This window comes from Streptomyces sp. NBRC 110611 (assembly GCF_001590865.1).
Classification (GTDB): domain Bacteria; phylum Actinomycetota; class Actinomycetes; order Streptomycetales; family Streptomycetaceae; genus Streptomyces.
The window spans coordinates 69,757-94,089 of the sequence record NZ_BBUY01000023.1 but is presented as its reverse complement, the minus strand read 5'-3'; the positions used below and the strand labels follow the sequence as shown (position 1 = coordinate 94,089).

Annotated in this window: 18 protein-coding genes and 1 pseudogene; 9 read left to right on the top strand and 10 right to left on the bottom strand. The window is 71.3% G+C overall.

Features of this window, described 5'->3' with window-relative positions; genetic code table 11:
- Positions 1-390: sensor histidine kinase (locus tag AZE13_RS30070; RefSeq protein WP_066938963.1), on the top strand; the 390-nt coding region annotated here is incomplete at its 5' end.
- 7 nt (positions 391-397) lie between these two features.
- On the opposite strand, the gene AZE13_RS30065 is transcribed toward AZE13_RS30070, so the two are convergent.
- From AZE13_RS30065 to AZE13_RS30045, 5 genes are all read right to left on the bottom strand, one after another.
- The gene (locus AZE13_RS30065) at positions 398-709 is read right to left on the bottom strand and encodes a hypothetical protein (protein WP_066938960.1); all 312 of its coding nucleotides are present in this window, start codon (positions 707-709) and stop codon (positions 398-400) included.
- Positions 710-909: 200 nt separating this feature from the next.
- A complete protein-coding gene (locus AZE13_RS30060) occupies positions 910-1,275 on the bottom strand; it encodes a VOC family protein (RefSeq protein WP_066938957.1) in 366 nt (121 codons plus the stop codon).
- Positions 1,276-1,299: 24 nt separating this feature from the next.
- Positions 1,300-1,740, bottom strand: a complete 441-nt coding sequence (locus AZE13_RS30055; RefSeq protein WP_181690493.1) for an SgcJ/EcaC family oxidoreductase — start codon at positions 1,738-1,740, stop codon at positions 1,300-1,302.
- Positions 1,737-2,396 carry a hypothetical protein gene (locus AZE13_RS30050; RefSeq protein WP_066938952.1) on the bottom strand — a complete coding sequence of 220 codons (660 nt, stop codon included), beginning with the start codon at positions 2,394-2,396 and terminating at the stop codon, positions 1,737-1,739. The genes AZE13_RS30055 and AZE13_RS30050 overlap by 4 nt, the downstream gene beginning before the upstream one ends.
- Entirely contained in the window at positions 2,393-3,007 is a 615-nt protein-coding gene (locus tag AZE13_RS30045; RefSeq protein WP_220127617.1) for an EF-hand domain-containing protein, read from the bottom strand. Before AZE13_RS30045 ends, AZE13_RS30050 begins: the two co-directional genes overlap by 4 nt.
- Before the next feature lie 391 nt (positions 3,008-3,398).
- Between AZE13_RS30045 and AZE13_RS30040 the strand changes: the two genes are divergently transcribed.
- Positions 3,399-4,532 carry an HAD family hydrolase gene (locus tag AZE13_RS30040; protein WP_309302246.1) on the top strand — a complete coding sequence of 378 codons (1,134 nt, stop codon included), beginning with the start codon at positions 3,399-3,401 and terminating at the stop codon, positions 4,530-4,532.
- Positions 4,533-4,598: 66 nt separating this feature from the next.
- On the opposite strand, the gene AZE13_RS30035 is transcribed toward AZE13_RS30040, so the two are convergent.
- Complete coding sequence (locus AZE13_RS30035) at positions 4,599-5,429, bottom strand: tetratricopeptide repeat protein (RefSeq protein WP_079124520.1); 831 nt, start codon at positions 5,427-5,429, stop codon at positions 4,599-4,601.
- Between the two features lie 681 nt (positions 5,430-6,110).
- Here AZE13_RS30035 and cseB point away from each other — a divergent pair.
- The 4 genes from cseB to AZE13_RS30015 all read left to right on the top strand — a co-directional run bounded on the left by cseB (position 6,111) and on the right by AZE13_RS30015 (position 11,614).
- Positions 6,111-6,779 (top strand): two-component system response regulator CseB, encoded by a 669-nt coding sequence (gene cseB / locus AZE13_RS30030; protein WP_398780264.1) that lies wholly within the window; start codon positions 6,111-6,113, stop codon positions 6,777-6,779.
- Positions 6,780-6,784: 5 nt separating this feature from the next.
- Positions 6,785-8,038 (top strand): sensor histidine kinase, encoded by a 1,254-nt coding sequence (locus AZE13_RS30025; protein WP_181690492.1) that lies wholly within the window; start codon positions 6,785-6,787, stop codon positions 8,036-8,038.
- Positions 8,039-8,181: 143 nt separating this feature from the next.
- Positions 8,182-8,994: an ABC transporter ATP-binding protein gene (locus AZE13_RS30020; RefSeq protein WP_066938943.1), complete on the top strand. Its 813-nt coding sequence runs from the start codon at positions 8,182-8,184 to the stop codon at positions 8,992-8,994.
- A 52-nt stretch (positions 8,995-9,046) separates the two neighbouring features.
- Positions 9,047-11,614 (top strand): ABC transporter permease, encoded by a 2,568-nt coding sequence (locus AZE13_RS30015; protein WP_066938940.1) that lies wholly within the window; start codon positions 9,047-9,049, stop codon positions 11,612-11,614.
- A gap of 72 nt (positions 11,615-11,686) precedes the next feature.
- On the opposite strand, the gene AZE13_RS30010 is transcribed toward AZE13_RS30015, so the two are convergent.
- The 3 genes and pseudogenes from AZE13_RS30010 to AZE13_RS30000 all read right to left on the bottom strand — a co-directional run bounded on the left by AZE13_RS30010 (position 11,687) and on the right by AZE13_RS30000 (position 14,128).
- Complete coding sequence (locus AZE13_RS30010; RefSeq protein WP_066938993.1) at positions 11,687-12,397, bottom strand: SDR family oxidoreductase; 711 nt, start codon at positions 12,395-12,397, stop codon at positions 11,687-11,689.
- Positions 12,398-12,556: 159 nt separating this feature from the next.
- A pseudogene (locus tag AZE13_RS30005) lies at positions 12,557-13,571 on the bottom strand (Ig-like domain-containing protein).
- A 110-nt stretch (positions 13,572-13,681) separates the two neighbouring features.
- On the bottom strand, positions 13,682-14,128 hold the full coding sequence (locus AZE13_RS30000) for an archease (protein WP_258528080.1): 447 nt from the start codon (positions 14,126-14,128) through the stop codon (positions 13,682-13,684).
- 281 nt (positions 14,129-14,409) lie between these two features.
- On the opposite strand from AZE13_RS30000, the gene AZE13_RS29995 reads away from it, so the two are divergent.
- A complete protein-coding gene (locus AZE13_RS29995) occupies positions 14,410-15,294 on the top strand; it encodes a universal stress protein (protein ID WP_066938991.1) in 885 nt (294 codons plus the stop codon).
- Between the two features lie 49 nt (positions 15,295-15,343).
- Here AZE13_RS29995 and AZE13_RS29990 read toward each other — a convergent pair whose 3' ends face one another.
- Entirely contained in the window at positions 15,344-15,640 is a 297-nt protein-coding gene (locus AZE13_RS29990) for a hypothetical protein (protein WP_066938989.1), read from the bottom strand.
- A 441-nt stretch (positions 15,641-16,081) separates the two neighbouring features.
- Here AZE13_RS29990 and AZE13_RS29985 point away from each other — a divergent pair, with 441 nt between their 5' ends.
- Positions 16,082-16,375 carry a hypothetical protein gene (locus AZE13_RS29985; RefSeq protein ID WP_066938934.1) on the top strand — a complete coding sequence of 98 codons (294 nt, stop codon included), beginning with the start codon at positions 16,082-16,084 and terminating at the stop codon, positions 16,373-16,375.
- Between the two features lie 221 nt (positions 16,376-16,596).
- Positions 16,597-24,264 (top strand): type I polyketide synthase, encoded by a 7,668-nt coding sequence (locus tag AZE13_RS29980; RefSeq protein ID WP_066938931.1) that lies wholly within the window; start codon positions 16,597-16,599, stop codon positions 24,262-24,264.
- Positions 24,265-24,333 lie beyond the last annotated feature (69 nt).

The following is a 24,333-nucleotide window of genomic DNA, read 5'->3' as shown; positions in this document are numbered from 1 at the left end:
ATGGTCGCCGTCGACCCGGGGCTGCTGGAGCGCGCGGTGGCCAACATCGTGGAGAACGCGGTGAAGTACAGCCCCGACAGCCGGCCCGTGCTGGTGTCCGCCAGCGCACTCGCCGACCGCGTCGAAATCCGGGTGGCCGACCGCGGCCCCGGCGTCCCCGACGACGCCAAGGACCGCATCTTCGCGCCCTTCCAGCGCTACGGCGACGCCCCACGCGGCGCGGGAGTCGGCCTCGGCCTGGCGGTCGCCCGCGGCTTCGCCGAGGCCATCGGCGGCACCCTCGACGCCGAGGACACCCCCGGCGGCGGAATGACCATGGTGCTCACCGTCCCCACCGCGGCGGGTCAGGTACCCGCCGCGGCCGACCTGCCGGCCGCGGTCACCTCGTGACTCCCGTCTAGTGGTCGTCCCAGTGGCCGTTGTGCGAGGCGTGCCGGTGGCCGTCGTGCACGTAGTCGACGTGATCGCCATGGGGCACCGCGACGTGGCCGCAGCCTTCCCCGTGCGTGTGGTCGTGACCGGAGTGCTGTTCGTGGCCGCCCGGTTCGCACTCGTCCACATGGTCCTGGTGGCTCCGGTGCAGATGGCCGTCGTGCACGTAGTCGACGTGATCGCCGTGCGGGACTGCTACATGGCCGCAGCCCTCGCCGTGCGTGTGGTCATGTCCGGGGTGGGGCTGGTGTTCGGCTGTTGTCGCCACGCTGCTCATCTCCGCGGGTCATGCCGCCGTCCCTCGCGTTCGGCGACGGCGGGCCATGGTCTCGGCTTCCTGATTCCCGCCCCTTTTCGAGAGGTTGCCATACCCGCCGAGTACCGGCAAAAGATGAATTTCCCCGTGTCGTGAATGCGATATCGGTTTCCATTCCGGGAAGCCGTACCGGCCCACTGGTCCGGCCGCTCGCCCCGGCCTCAGTCGACTCCGTAGCCGTGCTCCGACAAATCGAACCAGTTTCCCTCCGGGTCGATGGCCCGGAATTCGGCATACGGTCGCGGGGTGGCCCGCTGCTGGGGTGGCTCCACGTTTTCGTCCGCCAATTCCGCGCACGTACGGCCGATGTCGTCGACCTGAAATCCGAAGTGGTTCATCCCGACTGGCGCTTCACCTCTCATATCAAGTTTGAGCAGGGCGAGGGTCAGATAGCCGTCGTGCAGGAAATGGTTACCTTCCTTGTCGCTGGCCAGCACTTCCATGCCGAAACGCTCGCCGTAGAAGCGGGCCAGCTCGGTCGGGTTCCGGGCGTAGAGGGCGAGATGACGAATTCTGGGGCGGGGCATGGGCGTCCTTTCCGGGAGTCACGTTTATTGACGCAGCGGAGACATGTTCATGAATGCGACGATGAGAAACTTCTCCCGCCGTCGCTCCAGCACCGCCTGCCCGTACAGAACGAGGTCCGTGCCGGGGCGCGGGATACGCACTCTGTTCTCCACGTGGGCGACGGCGATATCCGGCCTGAGCCGGGTGACGCACCGGACGGTGACCTGAAGCCGGGTTCCCGCGTACACCGTCGCGAAGAGACGTCCGTGTGCCGACGCGATCTGCTCGCTGCCGTGGTAATGGTCTGCGCGGACGGAGGTGAACTCCGCGTCATGGGAGAAAACCCGTCCGAAGGCCTCGGCGTCGGACCCGGCCCATGCGGCTTCCATGGCGTCGAAGACGGCGCGCACTTCGATGTCGTTCACATCGACGTTGTTCACGTCGCTGTTGTGCGCGTCACTGTTGTTCACGTCGATGTTGTTCATGTGCGTCCGCATCCCCTCCGGGCCTCGTGGAACTGGATGCGCAGCGGCGCACAGACGGTTTCCTGGGGAGCCAGGGGAGGGCTCCACGCGCCCAGCGTGTAGGACAGCACCCCGTCCTCGCACTCCACGTAGCAGATCATGTTGACCGGCCAGCCGGTGCTTCCGAACATGTAGGTGTCCATGGGCGTCGGGGCCTCGCTGACCCGCAAGCCCCGCTCGTGTGGTGGTCCTATCCGGTGCCAGTCGGGGTGCAGATGGATGGAACCGAGGACGTCCATCCCCAGGCCGGCCGCTCGCTTATGGATGCGGAGCAGGTCTCGGGAGTCGCACCAGAATCCGCGGTGCATATTGGCGTAGGCCGCCCCGAAGCGGGGGACGATGGTCGTCCGGAACTCGTCCGTGGCGACCGTGTCCGCGGAGCGGACGTTCCGCGCGAACTCCGTGGTGTGAATCAGGGCTTGACCGTTGCGCAGGGTACCTATGAGGAGGGCGAAGGCCGAGGGGGGCTCCGCGGGTGAGCACCCCTCGTACGCGTCGAAGGCCGTGGCAAGGAACGGCTCGAGCGTCCGGTGGCCGACGGCGACGGAGACGCACTGCGCGACCCCGCCACCGGACGCTCGAGCCTTGGTGCTTTCCTCGGCCGTCCGAGGACTCACAGACCTGCCTTCATCGCCCCCGGGACGTGCGTGTCCCAGACGTCTCCGTAGAGCCAGTTGCCGCGCGCGGCCGGGTCACGACTGGTGTAGTACTCCCGGTAGGCACTCAGGATCTCGTCCACGGACAGTGATCCGTCGCCGTTGATGTCGAGCTTTTCGAAGGCGAGTTGCTGGTTCTTCTCGGAGCTTCCCACCGCCTTCTGGAAGCAGCGGAACTCCTCCGCGCTGACGGTACCGTCGTCGTCGCGATCGCAGACGCGCCAGATGGCCTGCGCGAGTGGCCGGAAGAGAGCATCGAACTCCTCCGGCTTTTCGCCGAATACGCCGATGATGCCCTTGCGCCATTCCTCGGGGCTGATCCTGCCGTCACCATCGACGTCGAGGTGCGCCAGGATGTTCTGCATGAATTCCTGGAAACCGGCGAAAAGCCCCAGCGCCTTTTCCGAACCGAAGGGAATCTCCTGAAAGGTGATGATCCTGGCCGCCATGGCCATCACATCCGCCGAATCGAAGAATCCGTCGCCATCGACGTCGACGTGCCCGAAACAGACGTCGATCTTGCGCTCCAGAAGGTCGCCTTCCGTGCCCAGGTTCGCCATAAAGAAATCCACCCCTCCAGTCTCTTTTACCCTTTAGGTTTACCCCTCGGGGTATCTGGTGGCGAGATTTCCCGGCTCAACATTCAAAGAAACCAGAGGCCCAGCATATTTTAGTAGAGAGATAATCATATGAATGAGGGTATTCGAACAGAATGGTGGCGGCGGCCGGTCCGCGCACGGTTCACCGTGGTAGCGGTAGGCGCCGAAGGGCCGCTTGCCGCCCTCGGGCCAGTCCAGCCGGGCGTGCGCACAGCCGCGCACTATTACCCGGGGTTCCCCATTTCATGCCCCTCGCCCACCGTGTCTTCGCTCATGGGAAATTCCCGGCCGGCGCCCTAGCATGACGCGCCGCCCCGTACGGGGCCGATCACCGCAGGACTCGCTTCAGCAGGGATGGACAGACGTGAACATACGTGGCAAAGGCAAGCTTGCGGTCTTCGGGGCAGCGGGGGTGCTCACCGCCGCGGTGGTCGCGGGCAGCGCTCTGTGGCCAGGCAGTGACGCGTCCGCCGCCGGTGTGTCGTCGCCATCCGTCGCCAAGGAGCTGAAGCACTGGCCCTCTCCCGTGGCGAAGAGACTCGGCAAGGTCATCGCCGAGAACCACCGCAAGGGGGCGTATGCCGTCTTCGACGCGGACAACACCACCTACCGCAACGACCTCGAAGAGGCGCTGCTGCCCTTTCTCGAGATGAAGGGCGTACTGACCCGCTCATCCATGGACCCCGCCCTGAAGGTCATCCCCTTCAAGGACACGGCCACTCACAAGGAAAGCCTCTACAGCTACTACAACCGGCTGTGCGAGGTCGATGACCAGGTCTGCTACCCGTGGGCCGCGCAGATCTTCTCCGGCTTCACCTTGACGGAACTGAAGAAGTACGTCGACGAACTGCTCGCCTACGGCAAGGCGATACCCGCCGAGTACTACAAGGACGGGAAGCTGACCAGGACAGAGGTCAAGGCGCCCGAATTCTCCACCGGAATGCAGGAGTTGTACCGGACTCTGCGCGCGCACGGCATCGACGTCTACGTCGTCAGCGCGGCGAGCGAGGACCTGGTACGGATGGTCCTGTCCGACCCGAAGTACGGCTATGACGTGAAGCCGGAGAACGTCATCGGCGTCTCCATGCTGCTCAAGGACCGGAAGACCGGCGAGGTCACCAGTTCGCGCAAGGAGATCGCCGAGGGGCGCTTCGACGCGAAGGCGCAAAAGGCGCTCGCCCAGCGTGAGCTGACGCCCAGTCTGTGGGCACCGCTCACCTGGTACGAGGGCAAGCCGGCCGCCATCAACACGTACATCGACGAGTGGAAGAAGCCGGTCCTTGCCGCCGGTGACACTCCTCGGAGCGACGGGCCGATGCTGTTCCACTCCGCGGACGTGGCACACGGCGGGGCGCGTATCTGGGTGAACCGTAAGGAGAGCGCCATGAAGGAGCTCGACGCGATGAAGAAGGCCAATGCGAAGCGGCAGAAGGAGCTGGGGCAGCGGGTGACGGCCGACAAGAACTGGCTGACCGTCACGCCCGAGCAGATTCGCTGAGGGCAATTCACCCGAGACGGTTCTGCTGAGGGCAATGCACCTGAGAGCAAGGCGCCTGAAGGCGATTCAGGAGTGTGGCAGTAGATCGTTCACCAGGGACTGCGCGCGGTCATCCTCCCGCAGCGCGCGGAGGACGGCGACGAGGTCTCTCGCGGCATTCACGGTGTCGGGGTGGTCGTCGCCCAGCGCCCGCCGGTATCGCGGCACCGTGTCCTGCGCGACGGCCCGTGCGGTCTGCTGATCGTCGAGGTGCCGCAGGATGACCACGAGATTGGAGGCCGCGCGCAGGGTGCTGGGATGGTCGGGGCCGAGCGCCCGCTGGCTCCGTCGCAGGACGTCCCAGCACTGTGCCCGGGCGTCCTGATACGCGCCGAGCGCGGTGAGGGAGGCGCAGAGGTTGCTCGCGACGGCCAGGGTCTGGGGGTGCTCTCCGCCCAGCATCCACCCGCACCGGGGCAGGAGGGCCGCGAACAGGTCCCTCGCCTCCTCGTACTTCCTCATCCCGAACAGGCACCCGGCGAACCTGTTGGCCACCGCCAATGTGTCCGGATGATCCGCACCGAGCGTCCCGGTCCAGTCGTGGTGGATCTTGCGGCCGATCGTCACGCCGGACCGGTACTGGCCGGACACGAACAGGTAGCGCAGCACACGGATGAGGAGAGCGCGGAACGCCTCCGTATCGTGGCTGCGGAAGTCCGGGCGGTGAACCAGGATCCATACGAGCGAGGCGAGCCCGCGGTACTCGGGCCAGGAGGCCGGAAGATCGGGGTCGCGGACCGAGAGCCCGGCGTCGAGGGCGAGGGCGCGGCGCCCCAGGTCCTCCGCGTCGTCCGGGCTCCTCCGGCCGGCCTGGTCTCCCCCCTTGGTGCCGCTCCGCTCTCCGGGCGCCTCTGCCATGGCCTACCCCCGCTCAACGACCGCACCACAATGCGCGGGAGGCGAACACCACGGGGAGCCCATGTGGCCCTCGGGGCAATCCCCCGGGCTCGATCGGCCCGCCCCGCCCTCCGTGACTGACGGTCTGACTTGCCTGGTCGGGTGCTGCTGCGCGACTCCGGCCGGGAGGGCCGGAGGCGCGTCCCACAGTATCGCCAACAGCCGTCCGACACCGGCGACGACAGATCGGGGAGTCGCAAGTATCCGCCCTTTTGTATCCGGCAGGTATCAGCGAGCGCTTCGTTGTCCATCGGATCGGTCCGCCGCCGTCCGCCGGGCCAGGGTGACGGGAGGTCCGCAGCGTGCCGGAGAGCCATGGGCCCGGCCGCCGCCCGGCCGGTGCCGCCCATCTGACCTGGGGGTTTGTGGAGGGGGAGAGTGTGGGCGGCGGGCTGTGTGTCCGCTGCGCCTTCGGCGGTGTGACGCGGTCGTCACGCCTGGTGTCTGCCGTATCGTTCCTTTCGTTCCTTCGTATCGGCAGCAGGCCGCAGCGGAGGCCATCATTCGTCCCGCCTGGGCCGTCCGGGCATCCCGAACATTCCGAAACTTCCGAACAGGAGTCGTGCGCCCGTGTCCTCGTCCGCCCCTGCCGCTGCCTCGTCGCGTCCCGTCCGCGTGTTGCTGGTGGAGGACGACGAGCTGATGCGCCGCTCCTTCACCGTCGCCCTCGAGCGCTACGGCTACCGGGTGGCGGCCGCGGCCGACGGGCTGGCGGGACTGGAGCTCTTCCGCGACGAGGGTTTCGACCTGCTGATTCTGGATGTGATGCTGCCCGGTCTGGACGGGATCGGCCTGTGCCGCAGGGTCCGGGAGACCAGCCTGGTGCCGGTGCTGATGATGTCCGCGCGCGGCGACGGGCTCGATGTCGTAGCCGGTCTGGAGGCCGGCGCGGACGACTACGTGGTCAAACCCGTGGACACCTACGTGCTCGTCGCGCGGATCCGCTCGCTGCTGCGGCGGGCGACCTATGCGCCCGTCCCGGAACCCGGGCGCGCCGCGGGCGAGAGCCCGTCGCCGTCCGGGGCCGAGGTCCTGGCCTTCGGGGATCTGACGATCGACACCGCAGGTATGGAGGTGTTCGTCGCCGGCAGCCCGGTGGCGCTGACGCCGACCGAGCTGAAGCTGCTGCTGGAGTTCGCCGCGCATCCGGGTGTGGTGCTGGAGCGGCACACCCTGCTGCGTGAGGTGTGGGAGTACGGGTGGGACGGGGACAGCCGGGTGGTGGATCTGTGTGTGCAGCGGCTGCGCCGGAAGCTGGGCCGGGACCGGATCGAGACGGTCCGCGGCTTCGGCTACAAGCTCAGGCGCTGAGACCGGTGCGTCCGTTCGACCGGCTGCGGCCGGACCTCTCGTCCCTGCGCTGGAAGATCGCCGCGCTGGCCGCGGCCACGGCCTGCCTGGTCGTGGCGGCGGTGGGCGTGCTGGTGCACCTGTGGACCGCGCACGACATCCGCGACCGGGCCCAGGCACGGGCCTTCAACAGCGTGTACGCGGCCATGGACGTCTACCGGCGTACCGGAACGCTGGTGGACGGTGCCGAGCTCGACCCGGCCGGCCTGCCCGCCATACTGCGCGACCCCGCCGACGGCAGCCGGCACACGGCCTACGACGGACGCGTCGACGGAAACATGGGGCCGAGCTTCTGGGCCGCCCAGCGGACCGGCGGCCCCGGCAGCCCGGTTCTCGCCGTCCACGTCAACATGAGCGGCGACTTCCACACCCTGCGCCAGCTCGACGTGACCGTGACGGCGGCCTCGCTGATCACGCTCGCGGCGGCCTCGCCCCTGGCGGTCTACGGAGCCGGGCTGCTCGCCCGCCGCCTGCGGCGGGTCTCCGAGACCGCGGGCCGGATCTCCGCCGGGGACCTCGATGCCCGGACCGGGCCCACCAAGGGCCGCGACGAGGTGGCCGACATCGCCGCCACCGTCGACCTCATGGCCGACAGCCTCGGCCGACGGCTGCGCACCGAACGCCAGTTCACCGCGGACGTGGCCCACGAGCTGCGCACCCCGGTCGGCGGTCTGCTGGCCGCCGCCGACCTGCTGCCACCCGGTGAGACCGAGGATCTGCTCCGGGCCCGGGTGCGCGATCTGCGCGGCCTGGTCGAGGACCTGCTGGAGATCTCCCGGCTGGATGCCGGTGCCGAACAACCGGTCTGCGCGCATGTGCCGCTCGGCGCCGTCGTCCGCGAGGCCGTGACGCGCACCGGTTTCGGCACCGAGGTCACCGTCGCCGGGGCGGACGGCGCACGGACGGTGGAGACCGACCCGCGCCGCCTGGAGCGGATCGTCAGCAATCTCGTCGTCAACGCCCACCGGCATGGGGACGCCCCGGTCCAGGTCACCGTCGAGGGGCGTACGGTCCTCGTACGCGACCACGGCCCGGGCTTCCCCCGGGACCTGCTGCGCCACGGTCCGCGCCGCTTCCACACGGGCGCGACGGAGCGCGGCGCGGGCCACGGCCTGGGCCTGACCATCGCCCTGGGCCAGGCCCGCGTCCTCGGCGCCGAGCTGCTCCTGGACAACGCCCCGGACGGCGGCGCCGTCGCCACGCTGCACCTGCCGGCCTGACCGCCCCGGGCCGCCTCCGACGAGCGGCCCCCTACAGAACTGCTACACAGCGGAGCAGACGCCGATACACCGCGGCCCAGGCCCCGATACGTTCGCCCGACACCCTTCGAAGTGCACCTTTCCGCACCCGAAGAGGAGTCCCGGTGACCACCGTCCCCCGTTCCCCGCACGCACCCCACCCGACGCCCGGCATCGCGGCCGCCGCCTTCGACCTGTCGAAGGTCTACGGCAGCGGCGACACCCGCGTCGTCGCCCTGGACGGGGTCAGCATCGATTTCCGGGAGGGCGAGTTCACCGCGATCATGGGGCCCTCCGGCTGCGGCAAGTCCACCCTGATGCACTGCGCCGCCGGACTCGACTCGCCCAGCTCCGGCAGCGTCCGCATCGGCACCACCGAACTGAGCACGCTCAACGACCGGCTGCTCACCGCGCTGCGCCGGGACCGGATCGGCTTCATCTTCCAGGCGTTCAACCTGCTGCCGACGCTGACCGCCCTGGAGAACATCACGCTGCCGCTGACCATCGCCGGACGCCGCCCCGACCAGCAGTGGCTGGACCGGGTGGTCGCCATGGTCGGCCTCGCCCAGCGCCTCGACCACCGCCCCGCACAGCTGTCCGGCGGACAGCAGCAGCGCGTCGCGGTGGCCCGCGCGCTGGCCGCACAGCCCGCGATCATCTTCGGCGACGAGCCCACCGGCAACCTCGACTCCCGCGCCGGGGCCGAAGTCCTCGGCTTCCTCCGCGACTCGGTGCGCGAACTGGGGCAGACCGCGGTCATGGTCACCCACGACCCGGTCGCCGCCGGCTACGCCGACCGCGTGGTCTTCCTCTCCGACGGCCGCCTGGTCGACGAGATGGCACACCCCACCCCGGACCGCGTCCTCGACGTCATGCGGCGGTTCTCCGGGGGCACTTCCCGGACCCCCGCCGTCGACGCGGGCTCCCGCACCAGTTGACCCGCGCCCGCGCCGTACCGTCCCGTCCCTCCCACATCCTCGAAAGCCACCCATGCTGAGAACCGCCCTGCGCAACGTCCTGGCGCACAAGGCTCGTCTGGTCATGACCGTCCTCGCGGTCTGTCTGGGGGTCGCCTGCGTCTGCGGCACCCTGGTCTTCGCCGACTCCTCCGCCGCGGCCCACCGCGCCGCCTTGTCACAGAACTTCGCCGACATCGCGGTCAGCGTGACCGCGAAGGAGCCCCCGCCGGGCACCGCCACCGACCAGCGCGACAGCGTGCTCGACGACGCGCTCGCGCGGAAACTGGCCGACGTACCCGGTGTCGCCGCCGTGCGGCCGGAGGCCGACGGCTCGGCCACTCTCAACGCCGCGGACGGCACCCCGCTGCGGGCCGGCACGGCATGGGCGAACCGGGCCGCCGCCTACGTACCGGGCAAGGACGGCGAAGACCGCCGCTATCCGCTGGTCGAGGGCCACGGCCCCACGAGCGGCGATGAACTCGCCGTGGACAGCGGCACCGCGGCCGCCGGCCGCCTCCGCATCGGCGACCCGGTCACGCTGGCCACCGACGGGCCGGTCATGACCAAGCGGCTCGTCGGCATCGTCACCACCAAGGACACCCGGGTGACCGCCGGCGGCACCCTCGCCCTGTTCGACAAGGCGACCGCCCAGAAGCTGTTCGCGTCCCCGGGCCGCTACACCGGGATCGATCTGTCCGCCGCGCCCGGCACCGACCAGGCCGAGCTGTCCCGCAGGGTCACCGCCGTACTCCCGGCCGACCGGGCCGAGGCCACCACCGGCTCCGCCCAGGCCGACCAGCAGGCCATCCTCGTCGACAGCCTGACGCGGGGCTACGCGAAGATTCCGCTGGTCTTCGCGGGGGTCTCGCTGTTCATCGGCTCGTTCCTCATCATCAACACCTTCACCATGCTCGTGTCGCGGCGCTCCCGTGAGATCGCGCTGCTGCGGGCGGTCGGCGCCTCGCGCCGGCAGGTGTCCCGCTCCGTCCTCCTGGAGGCGCTGCTGGTCGGCCTCGTCGCATCGGCGGCCGGATTCCTGCTCGGCCTCGGTATCGCCTCGGTGCTGCCCGACGTCCTGAGCACCGGCGGGGGCACGCTGCCCCGCGGCCCCCTGGTGATCGGCCCGCGTTCTGTCGTGGCAGCGCTGGGTGTGGGAGTGGGCGTCACCGTGCTCGCCGCGTGGCTGCCGTCCCGCAGGGCGGCGAGGGTCGCGCCCGTCGAGGCGATGCGCACGACGGAACAACCGCCGCCGTCCGCCAAGCAGTCCCGGATCCGCGCTGTGGCGGGCCTCGCCCTCCTCGTCCTCGGCGCCGGCTGGCTGGTGTCGCTCTCCGGTGCGAAGGACGCGTCGGAGACGAACCTGCAGAACGCCATGGTCGGCTGCGCGCTCCTCGTCGCCGCCCTGATCGTGCTCGCTCCGCTGCTCGCCGCCCCCGTGATCCGGCTGACCGGCCGGCTGACCGGCCGCTTCGGGATCACCGGACACCTCGCCCGCGAGAACGCGCTGCGCGACCCGCGGCGCACCGCGGCCACCGCCGTCACCCTGATGATCAGCACCGCGCTGGTCGCCGGGCTCGCCGTCATCGGCAACTCCACCGGGCAGGCCCTCGACCGCCAGGCCGCGGCCGGGCTCGGCGCCGACTACGTGATCGGCTCCCGTACCACCATGACGGGTGTCGACCCGGCCGCCGTACGGCGCGTGGCCGACACCTCCGGGGTGCGGACCGCGAGCGCCGTCACGGACTCCACCCTGTTCACCGGCGGCGGGGTCCGGAACATCTCCGGTATCGACCCCGACACCGTGAACGAGGTCATGAAGCTCGAGTTCGTCAGCGGCTCCGTCAAGGACCTCGGGCCGGGCCGGATCGCGGTCTCCAGCTCCGTCGCCCGGGAGCAGGGCGTGAGCACAGGTGGCAGGCTCAACGCGAGCATGGGCCGACCCCAGGCCTTCAAGCACTACACCGTCGTGGGCGTCTACAAGGACAACCCCACCGCCCACGACGTGCTCGGCACCCGTACCGAGGTGGCCGAGAACAGCTTCAAACCCGGCACCATCCAGCGCATCCTCGTCCGCACCGACGACGGTGCGACCTCGAAGACCCTTGAGGAGCGGCTGCGCACCGCGGTGGGCAACAGCCCCCTGCTGAAGGTGCAGGACCGGGAACAACTCGTCCACGAGGCCGCCGGCACGATGGGCGACCTGCTGAACGTGATGTACGGGATGCTCGCCATCGGCGTCGTGATCAGCGCGCTCGGCATCGTGAACACCCTGGCCGTGTCGGTCTCGGAACGCACCCGCGAGATCGGCGCCCTGCGCGCCCTCGGCATGGACCGGGCCGGTATCCGGCGGATGATCCGCCTGGAGGCGGTGACCGTCGCCGCGTTCGGCACCCTCCTCGGCCTGGCGGGCGGCCTGTTCTGCGCCTGGTCGGTCGGCTCGCTGGCCAACGGCGCGGTGGAGCAGTACTCCCTGGCACTGCCCTGGGGAACGCTGCTCCTCGTGTGCCTGGCCTCGCTCGCGATCGGCGCGGTCGCGGCCGCCGTACCGGCCCGCCGGGCAGCCGCCCTGAGCCCGCTGGAAGCCGTCGCGACCGCGTAACGGCGGCCCGGCCCTGCGTGCCGCCGCCCTAGGGCCTGTCCGATGGGCCCACGCGGACCCATCGGACAGGCCCTAGCGCCCGCCGAGGCTGCTGCCTCCGTCGACGTCGAGGACGTGGCCCGTGATGAACCCCGCGTCCTCGGACAGCAGGAACTCGACGGCGGCCGCGATGTCTTCGGGCGTGCCCAGGCGTCCCAGCGGGATCGAGGCGAGTGCCGTGCGCTCGCCCTCGCTGCCGACGGGCCGCGCGCGGCGGAACAGTTCGGTGGCGGTGGGGCCCGGCGACACGGCGTTGGAGGTGATGCCGTCCGGGGCGAGTTCCAGCGCCCAGGAACGGGTGCAGCCCACCAGCGCGCTCTTGGCCGCCGCGTAGGACGTACGGTCCTTGGCGCCGTACGTCGCCCGCGAGGTGATGTTGACGATCCGGCCGAAGCCCGCCGCGCGCATGCCCGGCACGAGGGCCTGGACGATCTGCACCGACGCACGCAGGTTCAGGTCCACCACCTGCCCCAGAGTCGCCAGGTCGAGGTCCTCGAGGGGCTGGGGCTGTGCGATGCCCGCGTTGTTCACGACGCGGCAGACCGTACGCTCCCGGGCCACCTCCTCCAGCATGCGCGCGGTGTCCTCGATGTCGGAGAGGTCGCACCGCAGGAACGTACCGGGGAACCCGCCGTCGGGCTCGCTCCTGGCCACCCCGACGACCCCGTACCCGGCCTTCGCGAGCCGCTGGGACACCGCCAGCCCGATGCCCTTGCTGGCACCGGTGACCAGTACGTCGCGCATATCGCCCATATCCCTTCCCCTGCTCCTTCGATCGTGCGCCGGAACCCCTTGCAACGTACAAGGAGGCCGGCCGGGCCCGGGCCCCGGGGTGCTCCGGGGTGCTCCGGGGTGCTCCGGGCGTGGCACAGAGGACAGTGGGGAGGTTGGCTGTCACCTGCCCTACACCGCGCTGCCCGCCTGCCACTCGCTCCAGGACAGGTTCCACCCGTTGAGGCCGTTGTCGGGCTTGACGGTCCGCTCGGGCGAGTTCTTGACGAGGACGACATCGCCGATCAGTGACTGGTCGAAGAACCACTTGCCCAGGGTGTCGCCCCCGCCGCCCTTGACGTCCCGCAGGCCGATACACCCGTGGCTGGTGCCCGAGCGTCCGAAGACCGAAGCGTCGCTCCAGTAGTTGCCGTGGAGGAACGTGCCCGAGGTCGACAACCGCATGGCGTGCGGCACATCGGGGATGTCGTAGGAGTCTCCCGGGTTCTGGAAGCCGACGGTCGAGCCGTCCATCCGGGTCTCCCGGAGCTTCTCGGAGATGACCATCTGGCCGTTGTAGGTCGGGTTCCGGGAGCTTCCGCCGGATATCGGCACCGACTTGACGGGCTTGCCGCCCCGCACCACCGTCATGGTCTGCGTGTTCATGTCGACGGTGGAGACCTGGGACCGGCCGACGGTGAAGGTCACCGTCCTGGACTGCACGCCCTTCTTGTCGGTGATGGCCTTGTCGAACTGGACGGACACCGGCATGCCCACGCCCACGGTCGTGCCGTCCTCGGGGGTGACATCGCCCATGAAGCTGTTCTTCGAGGACACCGTCGTGAACGTGGCCTGTTCAGCGGCGGATCGGCCCTCGGCGTCCCTGGCCTTCGCCACGATCCGGTACGTCGTGCCACGCTCCAGCCGCACCGACGGCTTCCAGGAGGAACCATCGGGCGCGATCGCGCCGGCGACCTCCTTGCCGGACTTCGCCGCGGTGAGCTTCACCTCGGTCAGGGTGCCACCGCTGGCCCGTACCCCCGTGCTGCTGATACTCGCGTCGGTGGCACCGTCCTTCGCCGACACCGTGATCCTCACACCGGAGCCGTCCCCCTTGCCCGCCGGCACCGTTCTTGCCGCCGTCGCGCTCCGCGGAGCCGTCACCTCCGCCACACGCGGTCAAGGCCAGTGCACCGACGGCGAACAGCGCCGAGGCGGCGAGCGATTCGGCGGCCGACCATAGGGCGAACTTCTCAGCGCCCCTCTTGAAAACCGGGCGCGCCCCTCTGCCGGGCCCTACCGGCCCTTACTGGTGCCTCACACGTCCAGCGTGACGTGGCAGGTCCAGCCGGGAGCCGCTCGCACCAGGCGTAGTCCGTGCAGGGACACCGCCTTGGGAACGGCCCCGACCTGTGCGGCCGTATCGCTGCCGACCATCGTGAACCGCAGATGCACCCCCCAGGCGGACGCGCTGACCTCGACGTCGGCGGGGATCTCGCCGGCGGCCTCCATCCGGTAGATGACCTCCTCGATCACCGCGGCCAGCAGCCGCGCGTCGGAGTCGGCGATCACCTCGCACTGGCGGGTGACCCCGGCAGCCTCCGCCGGGATGTCGGCGAAGCCGGCGACCACGCCGCGTACGGCCTCGGCGATGCACTCCTCGCGGGAAGCCGCCCATGCCTCGATGCAGAGGTCGGCGGTGTGCGGCACACTCCGGTGGCCGCGGGCCGAAGTCTTCCGACGGCCGTGCCGTGCAGCGGTCACCTCGTCCCCCATCAGCTCGTACGGGGGCCGCTTGGCCGGCCGGGTCCTCGGTCGGCGACTGCCGACAGCCCACATCCGAGAATACGCGCGCAGGTGCCCGGTCGCCCGTCGCCCGCCCCCTGCCGTGGCTGCGCTGCCGGGCGGGGACGGGGCGCTGGCCGTGCGCGCGGGCCCGGAGAGCGCTATGTGTGGAAGTGGCACATCTCGGCGGTAAGGGGGCTGCCATGACCCATGACCGAGGAGACGGGATGACGCATACGGACGGGATGACTCATGACGGGATGACTCGCGCGGAAGGGCCCCCGCCGATCCTGGTCGGTGTCGACCCCGATCCGTCCCAACGCACCGCACTCGCCTGGGCCGCCGACGAGGCGGCTCGACGGCGCCTGCCGCTCCTGCTGCTCCACGCTCAAGGCGTACCGACCCCGGGGTACCGGCCGACGGGCGGACGGCCCTCCTGGGAGGAGTGGAACACGGCGCTGCATGTCGCAGGCGACCACACTCTTCGAGAGGCCGTCGCCTTCGTCGAGTCCCGGCAGCCGCAGGTACCGGTGTCCGGGCTGCTGGCGGAGGGGCACCCGGCGTGGGTACTGCGTGAACAGGCCCAGCACGCCACCGCGGTCGTGCTGGGCTCCTGGCATCTGAGCGCCGCCCAGGAGCTCTTCACCTCCGCCTCCGTCGCCCTGCCGCTCATCGCCCACGCCACCTGCCCCGTGGTGGTCGTACCGGAGCCGCAGCGGGTCACCGATCATCCGCCGTACTTCGTGGTCGGTGTGGACGGCGGAGCCGAGTCCGCCGCGGTCGTCGACCTCGCCTTCGAGGAGGCCGCCCTGCACGGCGCGGGCCTGCGGGCGCTGTACGTGTGGCACCCACCACGGTTCGGGGGTGCGGACGAGGAGGCGGCACTCGACGAGTGCCATCGGCTGCTGTCGGAGGCGGTGGCCGGGCATGGTGCCGCGCACCCGGAGGTGGAGCTGCACCATGAGGTCGTGCGCGGCCACCCGGTCCGGGTCCTCATCGAGCAGTCCGCGCACAGCCTCGGCCTCGTCGTGGGCACCCGCGGGCACGGCGGCTTCACCGGCATGCTGCTGGGTTCCGTGAGCCAGGGCGTGCTGCACCACGCCCGCTGCCCGGTCATCACCGTTCCGCGCGCGCACGACCGGTAGCCGGCCCGTTCAGCGGTACGGGCGGAGCCGCGTCGCTGCTGCTCTCCTCTCACATGCCCGGATGGTCCGGTACGGGCGAGGCGGCGACGGCATCGTCGAGGATCTGCTCCCGCGCCGAGACGATCAGCCTGTTGAGCGCGGTGGCCAGCGGGAGGATCTCACCAGGCCGGTCCGGGTCGGTGATCCGGCCGGTCGATGCGTCGAGGAAGGTCCTCGCCTTCCGGATCAGACCGTGAGCCTCGGGGGTGGTGGGAAGCGCGTCGGCCTTGATCAGGTTGAGCAGCGTCTCCAACGCACTGGCCAACTCGCGGACCGCTGCACGCATCTCGATTTCCTCGGAGTCCATGCACCATACGATCGCGGATCGGACGGGGATCTGCCACGCCGCCGCCTCGGCCGCGGAAGCCCGGCAGCGAGCGCACGCAGGCAGCAGGCAGACGAACACACCAATCATCCAATGATGATCGGGTGATGGAGACCGGGAGCGCGGCGCTCGGCAACTTCATCTCGTCGTACAACACCTCAACTCGGGGTATTCGCCGCCGACTCTCGGGCAGGGCGCACGCAACGGACTCTCCCCTTGTCAACTTTCAACTTTCCTATGGGAGTTGATGCTGCCTCATCGGCGCCGACCCACGCGTATGCGCGCCGAGATCCGTGAGGCGCACGTTCATGCCGGTGACAGGCCTAGCGCGTCGCCGAGGAGATGAGGGAAATTCGCATTACCCTCCATACTGCCCAAATTCGATCGATACGGGATCGAATCCGATCAATCTCCGGAGATGAAATGCGCATGCTTCGCAAGGCTGCCGTGGTGGTGGCCGCTCTCGGCAGCATCGGCCTCATCGGCGCCGGCACCGCTCACGCCGGCGGCGAGAAGGAGGGCCGGAAGGACGGCACCCACTTCGACATCAAGCAGGGCACCTCGTGCCGGTCGCACGACCTGAACGTCGAAGTCCTCGGCACGATCGGAATCCTCGACGGCGCGCTGGGCAACGCGCTCGGCGGCGAAGGCGCCCCGGGCACACAGCAGACCAAGATCGGCTCGTCGCTGGGCTGCAACAACGCCGCCGGCAAGTAGAAGCCCCCGGCAAGCAGCGGAAGACGAGTCCCGGCATCCGAGCCACCCGTCCGGATGCCGGGACTCACCGCTGCGCGGACACTCCAGGACCAGCGAAGCGCGAAGCACGACCCGCTTGAGCACTATGCGTAGCTGTATGCTTACAAAGCGTCACAAAGTCGCCAGCGCGTGCTGCCCAAAGGGCCGCCTGTCTCCCGTCTTTGTAGGAAAGCTGGTCGTTCATGCATGGCAACAAGGCAGCGTCACCGGACCGGGCGATCGCGGTGGTCGGGGCGGCATGCCGCCTGCCGGGCGGCATCCACGATCTCGACGGGTTGTGGGACGCGCTGGTGGAGGGCCGCGATGTGGTCGGTGAAGTGCCGGCGGACCGTTTCGAGTCGCGCCGGTTCGCTGACACATCGATGCCGCGGACCGGCAAGAGCTACACGGTCGCGGGCGGCTTCCTCGAGGACATCGCCTCCTTCGACGCGGCCTACTTCGGCATCGCGCCGAAGGAGGCCGCGCAGATGGATCCCCAGCACCGGCTCCTGATGGAACTGGCCGTCGAGGCGCTGGACGACGCCGGCATCGCCGCCGAACGGCTGGCGGGGTCCGATACCGCCGTGTACGTGGGGGTGTCCGACACCTCCTACGGGGCCCTGCAGTTGATGATGCCGGAGGCCGTCAACGCGTACACGATGTCCGGTGGTGCGTCCTCGATCGCCGCGAACCGGCTGTCCCACTTCTTCGATCTGCACGGTCCCAGCATGGCGGTGGACACCGCCTGCTCGTCGTCCCTGGTGGCGCTGGACCGGGCGTGCCGCACGCTCCTCGACGGCAGCAGCCGGGTGGCGCTCTCGGCCGGTGTCAACGCGCTGCTCAGTCCCTACCACTACGTGGGGTTCTCCCAGGCGGCCATGCTGTCGCCGACCGGCCGGTGTGCCTCGTTCTCCGCCCATGCCGACGGGTTCGTACGCGCCGAGGGGGGCGGCGTCGTCGTCCTGAAGAAGCTGGTGGACGCCGTGGCCGACGGCGACCGGATCCATGGCGTGATCCTGGGGACCGCGTCCAACAGCGACGGCAGGACCATGGGGCTCGCGCTGCCCAACGCGGACGCGCAGGAAGACCTGCTGCGCTCGGTGTACGCGCAGGCGGGCGTGGCGCCGGATGAACTGGTCTACCTCGAGGCGCACGGCACCGGCACCCTGGTGGGCGACCCGCTGGAGTGCCGGGCCATCGGCCTGGCCCTGGGCCGCCGCAGAGCCGGCGGGGTACTGCCGATCGGCTCGGTCAAGACCAACGTCGGGCACCTGGAGCCGGCTTCCGGAATGGCGGGGCTGCTCAAGGCGCTGCTCGTGCTCCGGCACGGGACGATCCCGCCTTCGCTGCACGCCTGCCCGCCCCACCCGGACATCGATTTCGCCGGGCTCAACCTCACGCCGGTCACCCGCTGCCGGCCCGTGGGCGCTGTCGACCGGCCGGTCGTCGGGGTCAACTCCTTCGGTTTCGGCGGCTCCAACGCCCATGCCATTCTCACCTCTTCGCCGGCCCTGCCGCCCGCTCGACGGGAGGGGTCCGGTGGCCAGGAGGCGCCGGGGCACGCCGAGGCCTGCCCGGTGATCGTCTCCGCGCGTACACCGGAGGCCCTGACCGAGGCCGCTTCCCTGCTCGCCGACCGGCTGGCGACCGCCACGCCGCGGGAGTTCTACGACATCGCCTACACCACGTGCCGGCGCCGGGGCCTGCACCCGCACCGCGCGGCCGTGCTGGCCGGTCCCCGGGGCGCCGCCCGGTGGCTGCGCGGTCTCGCCGGGCCGCGCGCCGGCACCGGGGAGGCGTCGGACGCCCTGCCCACGCCGGACGCCCCACCGGCGTCGGACGCCCCCACCGGTGCGGGTGAGCCGGAGCAGAGCGCGTTCATCCCGCTCCCCCGCGACGACGAGGAGCGCGCCCGCCCGGTCGGTACGACCGCCCAGGCGGTGCGCGAGGGGCGGATCGCCTTCGCCTTCTCCGGCAACGGATCGCAGTGGGCGGGCATGGCGGCCGATCTCCTCGCGAGCAGCGCGGCCTTCCGGGAGGCCGTCGCGGCGGTCGATGCCGCGCTGGCCCCGCTGCTCGGCTGGTCGGTCGCCGGGGAGCTCGCCGGGCCGGCGGACCAGGCACGTCTCGCGGCCACGGAGATCGCCCAGCCGCTGCTGTTCGCCGTGCAGGTCGGCGTGGTGCGGATGCTGGCGGAACAGGGCGTCACCCCGCACAGCGTGCTGGGGCACAGTGTCGGCGAGGTCGCCGCCGCCCATGTCGCCGGGGCGCTCGACCTGCGACAGGCCGCCCAGGTGATCGCCGAGCGCAGCCGCACCCAGGCGGCCACCGCGGGAAGCGGCCGGATGGCCGCCGTCGCGCTGCCCCCGGCGGAGGCCGAGGAGGCCATGGCCGCCTTCCCCGGGCTGGAGCTGGCGGCCGTGAACAGCGGGCGCGATGTGACGGTCGCCGGCCCGTCGGACCAACTCAAGCTGTACACCGATGAGTTGACACAGCGCGACGTGGGCTGCAAGGAACTCGGCCTGGACTACGCCTTCCACAGCGCGGCGATGGACCCGGTCGAGGAGCCGCTGCGTCAGGGGCTGGCCGGCCTGCGGCCCGCGGCGACCAGGCTGGCGATGTTCTCGACCGTGACCGGTGGCCGGATCGAGGGCACCGGCCTGGGTGCGGACTACTGGTGGCGCAACGTCCGGGAGCCGGTCCGGTTCGCCCCGGCGGTGGAGCAGGCGATCGACGACGGCGCCGACGTCTTCGTGGAGATCGGGCCGCACCCCGTCCTCCGCTCCTACCTGCGCCGGATCGCCAACTCCCGCCCCCGGGCCGTGATCGCGGTGACGGCGACGCTGCGGCGCGGCGCCGACGGGCCGGACGCCATGCACCAGGCGGTGACCACGCTCATGGCCGAAGGCGCCCAGGTGGACTGGAGCGTGTACTTCCCCCGACAGGGCCGGGTGGCCCGGCTCCCGGCGTACCCGTGGCAGCGCGAGCGGCACTGGAACGGCACCCCGCAGACCTGGTTGCGGACCAGCGGTTCGGGGCACCTGGACCACCCGCTGCTGGGCGAGCGGCTGCCGTCTCCGGTACCGACCTGGCAGGGCGCCGTCGAACCCGCGCTGGCGCCCTGGCTGGCCGACCACAAGCTGGCGGGATCGGTCGTGGTCCCGGCGACGGCGTACGTCGAGATGGCGCTGGCCGCCGGCCGCCACGCCCTCGACGAGACGGTGGAAGTGGACTGCCTGGAGATCACCCGCCCCCTGGTCGTGCCCTGGGCCGCGGACGCCGGCAGTGTCCGCGTCCAGCTGGCCGTCACCCCGGACGACGGGCTGGTGAGCATCACCAGCACCGACGGGCAGTCCCCGCGTCCGCGGCAGCACGTACGGGCACGGGTCCGTGCCCTGCTCGGCCGGCCGCCGGCGGACCTCGACGTCCCCGGGGTACGCGCCCGCTGCCCGCGTCTGGTCGGCGGCGCGGAACACTACGACACGGTGGGGCGCGCCGGACTCCAGTACGGTCCCGCCTTCCAGGTGCTGCGAGAACTGCACGTGGGCAACGGTGAGGTGCTGGCGGCCTACCGGCACCGAGCGCCCGGTGACGAGTACACGGCGCACCCCGCCCTGCTGGACGGGGCCCTGCAGGCGGGCGCACCGCTGCTCGGCGAGGCGGTGGCGGACGGCGCCGTCTATCTGCCGGCCGCCGTCGGGGCCGCCCGCGTGTGGCGCACGCCCGCCACGGCCGGCTGGATCCACGTACGGCAGCGCGCGCTCTCGGCGGACGAGGCGTGCTGGGACATCGTCGTCACCGACCACGAGGGAACGGTCGGCGTCGAACTGCGCGGATGCCGGCTGCGGCGGCTCGCCGGCGCCCACCACACGCCCCTGATCACCCATCACACGGAGTTGCGCGCCCTGCCCGGCGCCGGCGAACCGGTCCAGGGCGAGCCGCCCGCAGCCCCGGCGGGCATCGCGGCGGGGGCCGCCGGCCGGATCGCCGCCCTCCGCGCGGACTGGCACGAGCACGACTACGCGGGGTTCGTCGCCCTGCTCAAGGAGGCCGCCGCCCACCGGCACGCGGCCGCCCTCGCCGCCCTGCTCCCGGACGTCACCGCGCCCTTCGAGGTCGCCGACCTGATCGCCGTGGGCATGGACCCGCGGCGCAGGCCCTACCTCGCCTGCATGATCCCCGAACTGGTCCGGCACGGGCTGCTGGAGCAGGACTCCGGACGGCTCAGGCTCACCCGCCCGGCCTTCGACGACCGGGAGCTGCTGCGCCGGCTGACGCTGGAGTTCCCGCAGGCGTCCGTGGAGAGCAGGCTCGCCATCAGCACGCTGCGGGAGGTGCTCACCAGCGACGGCCGGGACCCCCTGGAAGTCCTGGTGTCCGGCGGCAGCCTCGCCGAGCTGGAGCAGCTCTACGACACGGCCTTCATCCTGCGCTTCCACAACCGTGTGGCACAGGCCCTCCTGCGGGAGACGGTGCGCAGGTGGCCGGCCGACCGGCCGCTGCGCGTGCTGGAAGTGGGGGCGGGCACCGGCGGCATGGCCGCGGCGCTGCTTCCGCTGCTGCCGTCCGAACGCGCCCAGTACGTCTACACGGACGTCTCAGCGGCCTTCCTGGCGCGCGCCGAACGCCGCTTCGCCGCGTACGACTTCGTCACATACCGGCCCTTCGATCTCGACGCCGACCCGCTCGCCCAGGGGCTGCCGGAGGCCGGCTTCGACCTCGTGATCGCCGCCAATGCCCTGCACACCGCGCGGCACCTGGAATCGGCGGTGCGTCACCTCGGGACTCTCCTGGCGCCCGGCGGGCTGCTGCTGGGGATCGAGAGCCACGATCCGCACGTGCTGGCGCCCTACTTCGGCGCCCTCGACAGCTTCTGGGACCGCACCGACCACGAGGAACGCCCGGACTCGCCGCTGCTGCCCGCGGACCGGTGGCCCGCTCTGCTGGAGCGGTGCGGCTTCACCGACGTCGTCCGCACCGGCGATGACGCCGCTCCCTGCCGCGACGACTTCTCCGTCCTCCTCGCCGCGGCTCCCCGGCGCGTGGTCGTCCCGCCGCCGCTGCCCTCGCCCCGTCCGGGCCGCCGGTGGGTCATCGCCGCGGAGACGGCCGCGGAACTCGGCTTCGCACGGGCCCTGGCGGCGCTGGTGCCGCCGCCCGACGACGACGGCGGGACGACGGTGCGCATGCTGGCGGAGGGCCCGGCCGACTGGGCGGCGGAGTTCGGGGAGGACGGCGCGGACGTCTGCGTCATCCTCGGCGAGGCCGCCGGGCCGGAGCCCGCCCGGGCGGTGGCACGGGCAACCGGGCGCGCCGCCCTGATGCGTGCGGTCACCGCTGCCTGCGCCCGCCTCGCGGACGGGGTACGGGCGTCCCTGACCATGGTGACCCGGCCGAGCGGCGCACTGCCCCGGCCCGAGCGCGCCCTCGCGCCCCAGGACGCCGCCGTGTGGGGCGTCGCGCGGACCCTGGCCAACGAGGAACCACGGCTGTCCGTCCGCATGATCTCCCTGGACCGCGACGGCGAAACCGTCACCGGCGCCCGCCGCGTCGCCCGCGAGCTCCTCTCGGACGACGCCGAGGCGGAAGTCGTCCTCACCGCCGGCGGCGGCCGATTCGTCCCCCGTGAGCTGGCGCTGCCCGCCGCCGGCCCGGCGGTGGCCGCCTCCCCGGCGGCGGACTCGTTCGCACTGGACGTCCGTTCGCCCGGGCTCTCCTACCAGCTGGCCTGGGTGGAGCACGCCCCTGTCCCGGCGGGCCCCGGCCAGGTGGCCGTCGCCGTACGGGCGGCCGCGCTGAACTACCGGGACATGATGCAAGCGGTGGGACTGCTGCCCGCAGAGGCGGTCGAAGGGACGTACAGCGCGGTGGGCCTCGGCCTGGAGTGCGCCGGCGTCGTCACCTCCGTCGGACCGGACGTCACCGGCTTCCGGCCCGGCGACCGGGTGTACGGACTGGCGCCGGCCGCCCTCGCCTCGCACACCGTCACTGCGCACCAGGCCCTCGCGCACATCCCGGAGGGGATGGGTTTCGCCGAGGCCGCCACCCTGCCCGTCGCCTTCTCCACCGTGCACTACAGCCTGGACCAGCTGGCCCGGCTCAGGGCCGGGGAGACAGTACTGGTGCACGGCGGTGCGGGCGGAGTCGGCCTCGCCGTCCTCCAGTACGCGCGGATGCGCGGGGCCCGCGTCATCGCCACAGCGGGCACTGCCGCGAAACGGGAACTGCTGCGGCACCTGGACGTCGACCACGTCCTGGACTCCCGCAGCCTGGAGTTCGCCCCCGGCGTCATGGCGGCCACCGGCGGAGAGGGCGTCGACGTCATCGTCAACTCCCTCGCCGGCGAGGCGATCACGCGCGGCCTGGAACTCCTGCGCCCCGGCGGCCGCTTCATCGAACTGGGCAAGCGCGACATCTACGAGAACAAACCGCTGCTCCTGCGCCCGTTCCGCAACAACATCGCGTTCTTCGGCGTGGACCTCACCGCCCTCGCCTTCGACCCGGTCCATGGTGCGGCGCTGTTCGCGGCCGTTGCCGCCCGCGTACGCGAGGGGGCGTACCGGCCGCTGCCGCACAGCGTGTACCCCGCCGCGCGGGTGGCGGAGGCGTTCCAGCTCCTCCAGCACTCCCGCCATTCCGGCAAGGTCGTCATCGCCTTCGACCCGCTGGACGAACCCGTCCCCGTGGAGCGGCGCGGGCGGGCGCCGCGCCTGGACGCGGAGGGCACCTATCTGGTCACCGGCGGCCTCGGTGGCTTCGGGGCCGCGACGGCCGGCTGGCTCGCGGAGCGGGGCGTGCGTCACCTCGCGCTGGTCAGCCGCCGGGGCGAGCAGGCGCCCGAAGCCCCGGCCGTGCTGGCCGGCCTCGCCGCGCGCGGAGTACAGGCCACCGCGTACGCCGCCGATGCCGCCGACCTCGCGGCCATGCGGCGCGTCATCGAGGAGATCGACGCGGGCGGGCACCCGCTGCGCGGCGTCGTCCACTGCGCGATGCAGCTGGAGGACGACCTGCTGACCGAGCTCACCGACGAACGGTTCGCGGCCGCGCTGTCCCCGAAGGCGGGCGGCGCGATGGTGCTGGACCAGCTCCTCGACGGGCGCGAGCTGGAGATGTTCCTGATGTACTCATCGGGCACGACCACGTTCGGCAACATCCGCCAGACCAACTACGTCGCGGCCAACCTCTGGCTGGAAGCGCTGGCCCGGCACCGTCGCGGCCGTGGGGCCGCCGGACAGGCGATCGCCTGGGGAGCCATCGGTGAGACCGGCTATGTCGCCCGCAACGAGCTGACGCGGATCCTCGCCTCCGCCGGGATCGAGCCGGTGTCGCTCCGGGAGGCGTTCACCGCCGCCGGCCTGCTGACGGGCAGTGACCTCGACGTGGCCGGTGCCGGCCGTTACAACTGGGGGCACCTGCGCCGTCTGCTGCCCGCTCTCGCCGCACCCAGGTGCGCCACGCTGCTCCCGGAGAACATGGCGGAGGCCGACTACACCCGGGAGGAGATCCTGCGGGCACTCGCGGCCATGTCCGTCGAGGACGCGACGCGCGCCATCGCCGATACGCTCGCCCGCCTCCTGGCCGACGTCCTGCACCTGGACCACACGGAACTCGACCACCACCGGCGGCTCGACGAGTACGGCCTGGACTCCCTCATGATCGCCGAGCTGCTGGTCTCCGTACGGGGACGCTTCGACATCGACATCCCGCCCATGGAACTGCTGCGCAGCGGCGGCACCATCACCGACATCGCCCAGCTGGTCCTGCTGCGCCTCGGCCTCTCGGGACCGTCCGGAACCGCCGCCGGTGGCGGGACGGCCGCCTCCGAAGCGGCCGCGGGGCCGTCCAAGGACCTGGTGTCTCCGCTCGGATGAGGGATCGGGGGATCGGGGGATCGCAGCGGCCGCAGGGGGCCGAGGGACAGCGTGGGGCCCAGGGACAGC

Bases quoted from the DNA above. Each gene is read 5' to 3' on its own strand.
- AZE13_RS30065 (WP_066938960.1), bottom strand. From the start codon at position 709: ATGAGCAGCGTGGCGACAACAGCCGAACACCAGCCCCACCCCGGACAT.
- AZE13_RS30060 (WP_066938957.1), bottom strand. From the start codon at position 1,275: ATGCCCCGCCCCAGAATTCGTCATCTCGCCCTCTACGCCCGGAACCCG.
- AZE13_RS30055 (WP_181690493.1), bottom strand. From the start codon at position 1,740: ATGAACAACATCGACGTGAACAACAGTGACGCGCACAACAGCGACGTG.
- AZE13_RS30035 (WP_079124520.1), bottom strand. From the start codon at position 5,429: ATGGCAGAGGCGCCCGGAGAGCGGAGCGGCACCAAGGGGGGAGACCAG.
- cseB (WP_398780264.1), top strand. From the start codon at position 6,111: ATGCGCCGCTCCTTCACCGTCGCCCTCGAGCGCTACGGCTACCGGGTG.
- AZE13_RS30015 (WP_066938940.1), top strand. From the start codon at position 9,047: ATGCTGAGAACCGCCCTGCGCAACGTCCTGGCGCACAAGGCTCGTCTG.
- AZE13_RS30010 (WP_066938993.1), bottom strand. From the start codon at position 12,397: ATGCGCGACGTACTGGTCACCGGTGCCAGCAAGGGCATCGGGCTGGCG.
- AZE13_RS29995 (WP_066938991.1), top strand. From the start codon at position 14,410: ATGACTCGCGCGGAAGGGCCCCCGCCGATCCTGGTCGGTGTCGACCCC.
- AZE13_RS29990 (WP_066938989.1), bottom strand. From the start codon at position 15,640: ATGGACTCCGAGGAAATCGAGATGCGTGCAGCGGTCCGCGAGTTGGCC.
- AZE13_RS29985 (WP_066938934.1), top strand. From the start codon at position 16,082: ATGCGCATGCTTCGCAAGGCTGCCGTGGTGGTGGCCGCTCTCGGCAGC.
- AZE13_RS29980 (WP_066938931.1), top strand. From the start codon at position 16,597: ATGCATGGCAACAAGGCAGCGTCACCGGACCGGGCGATCGCGGTGGTC.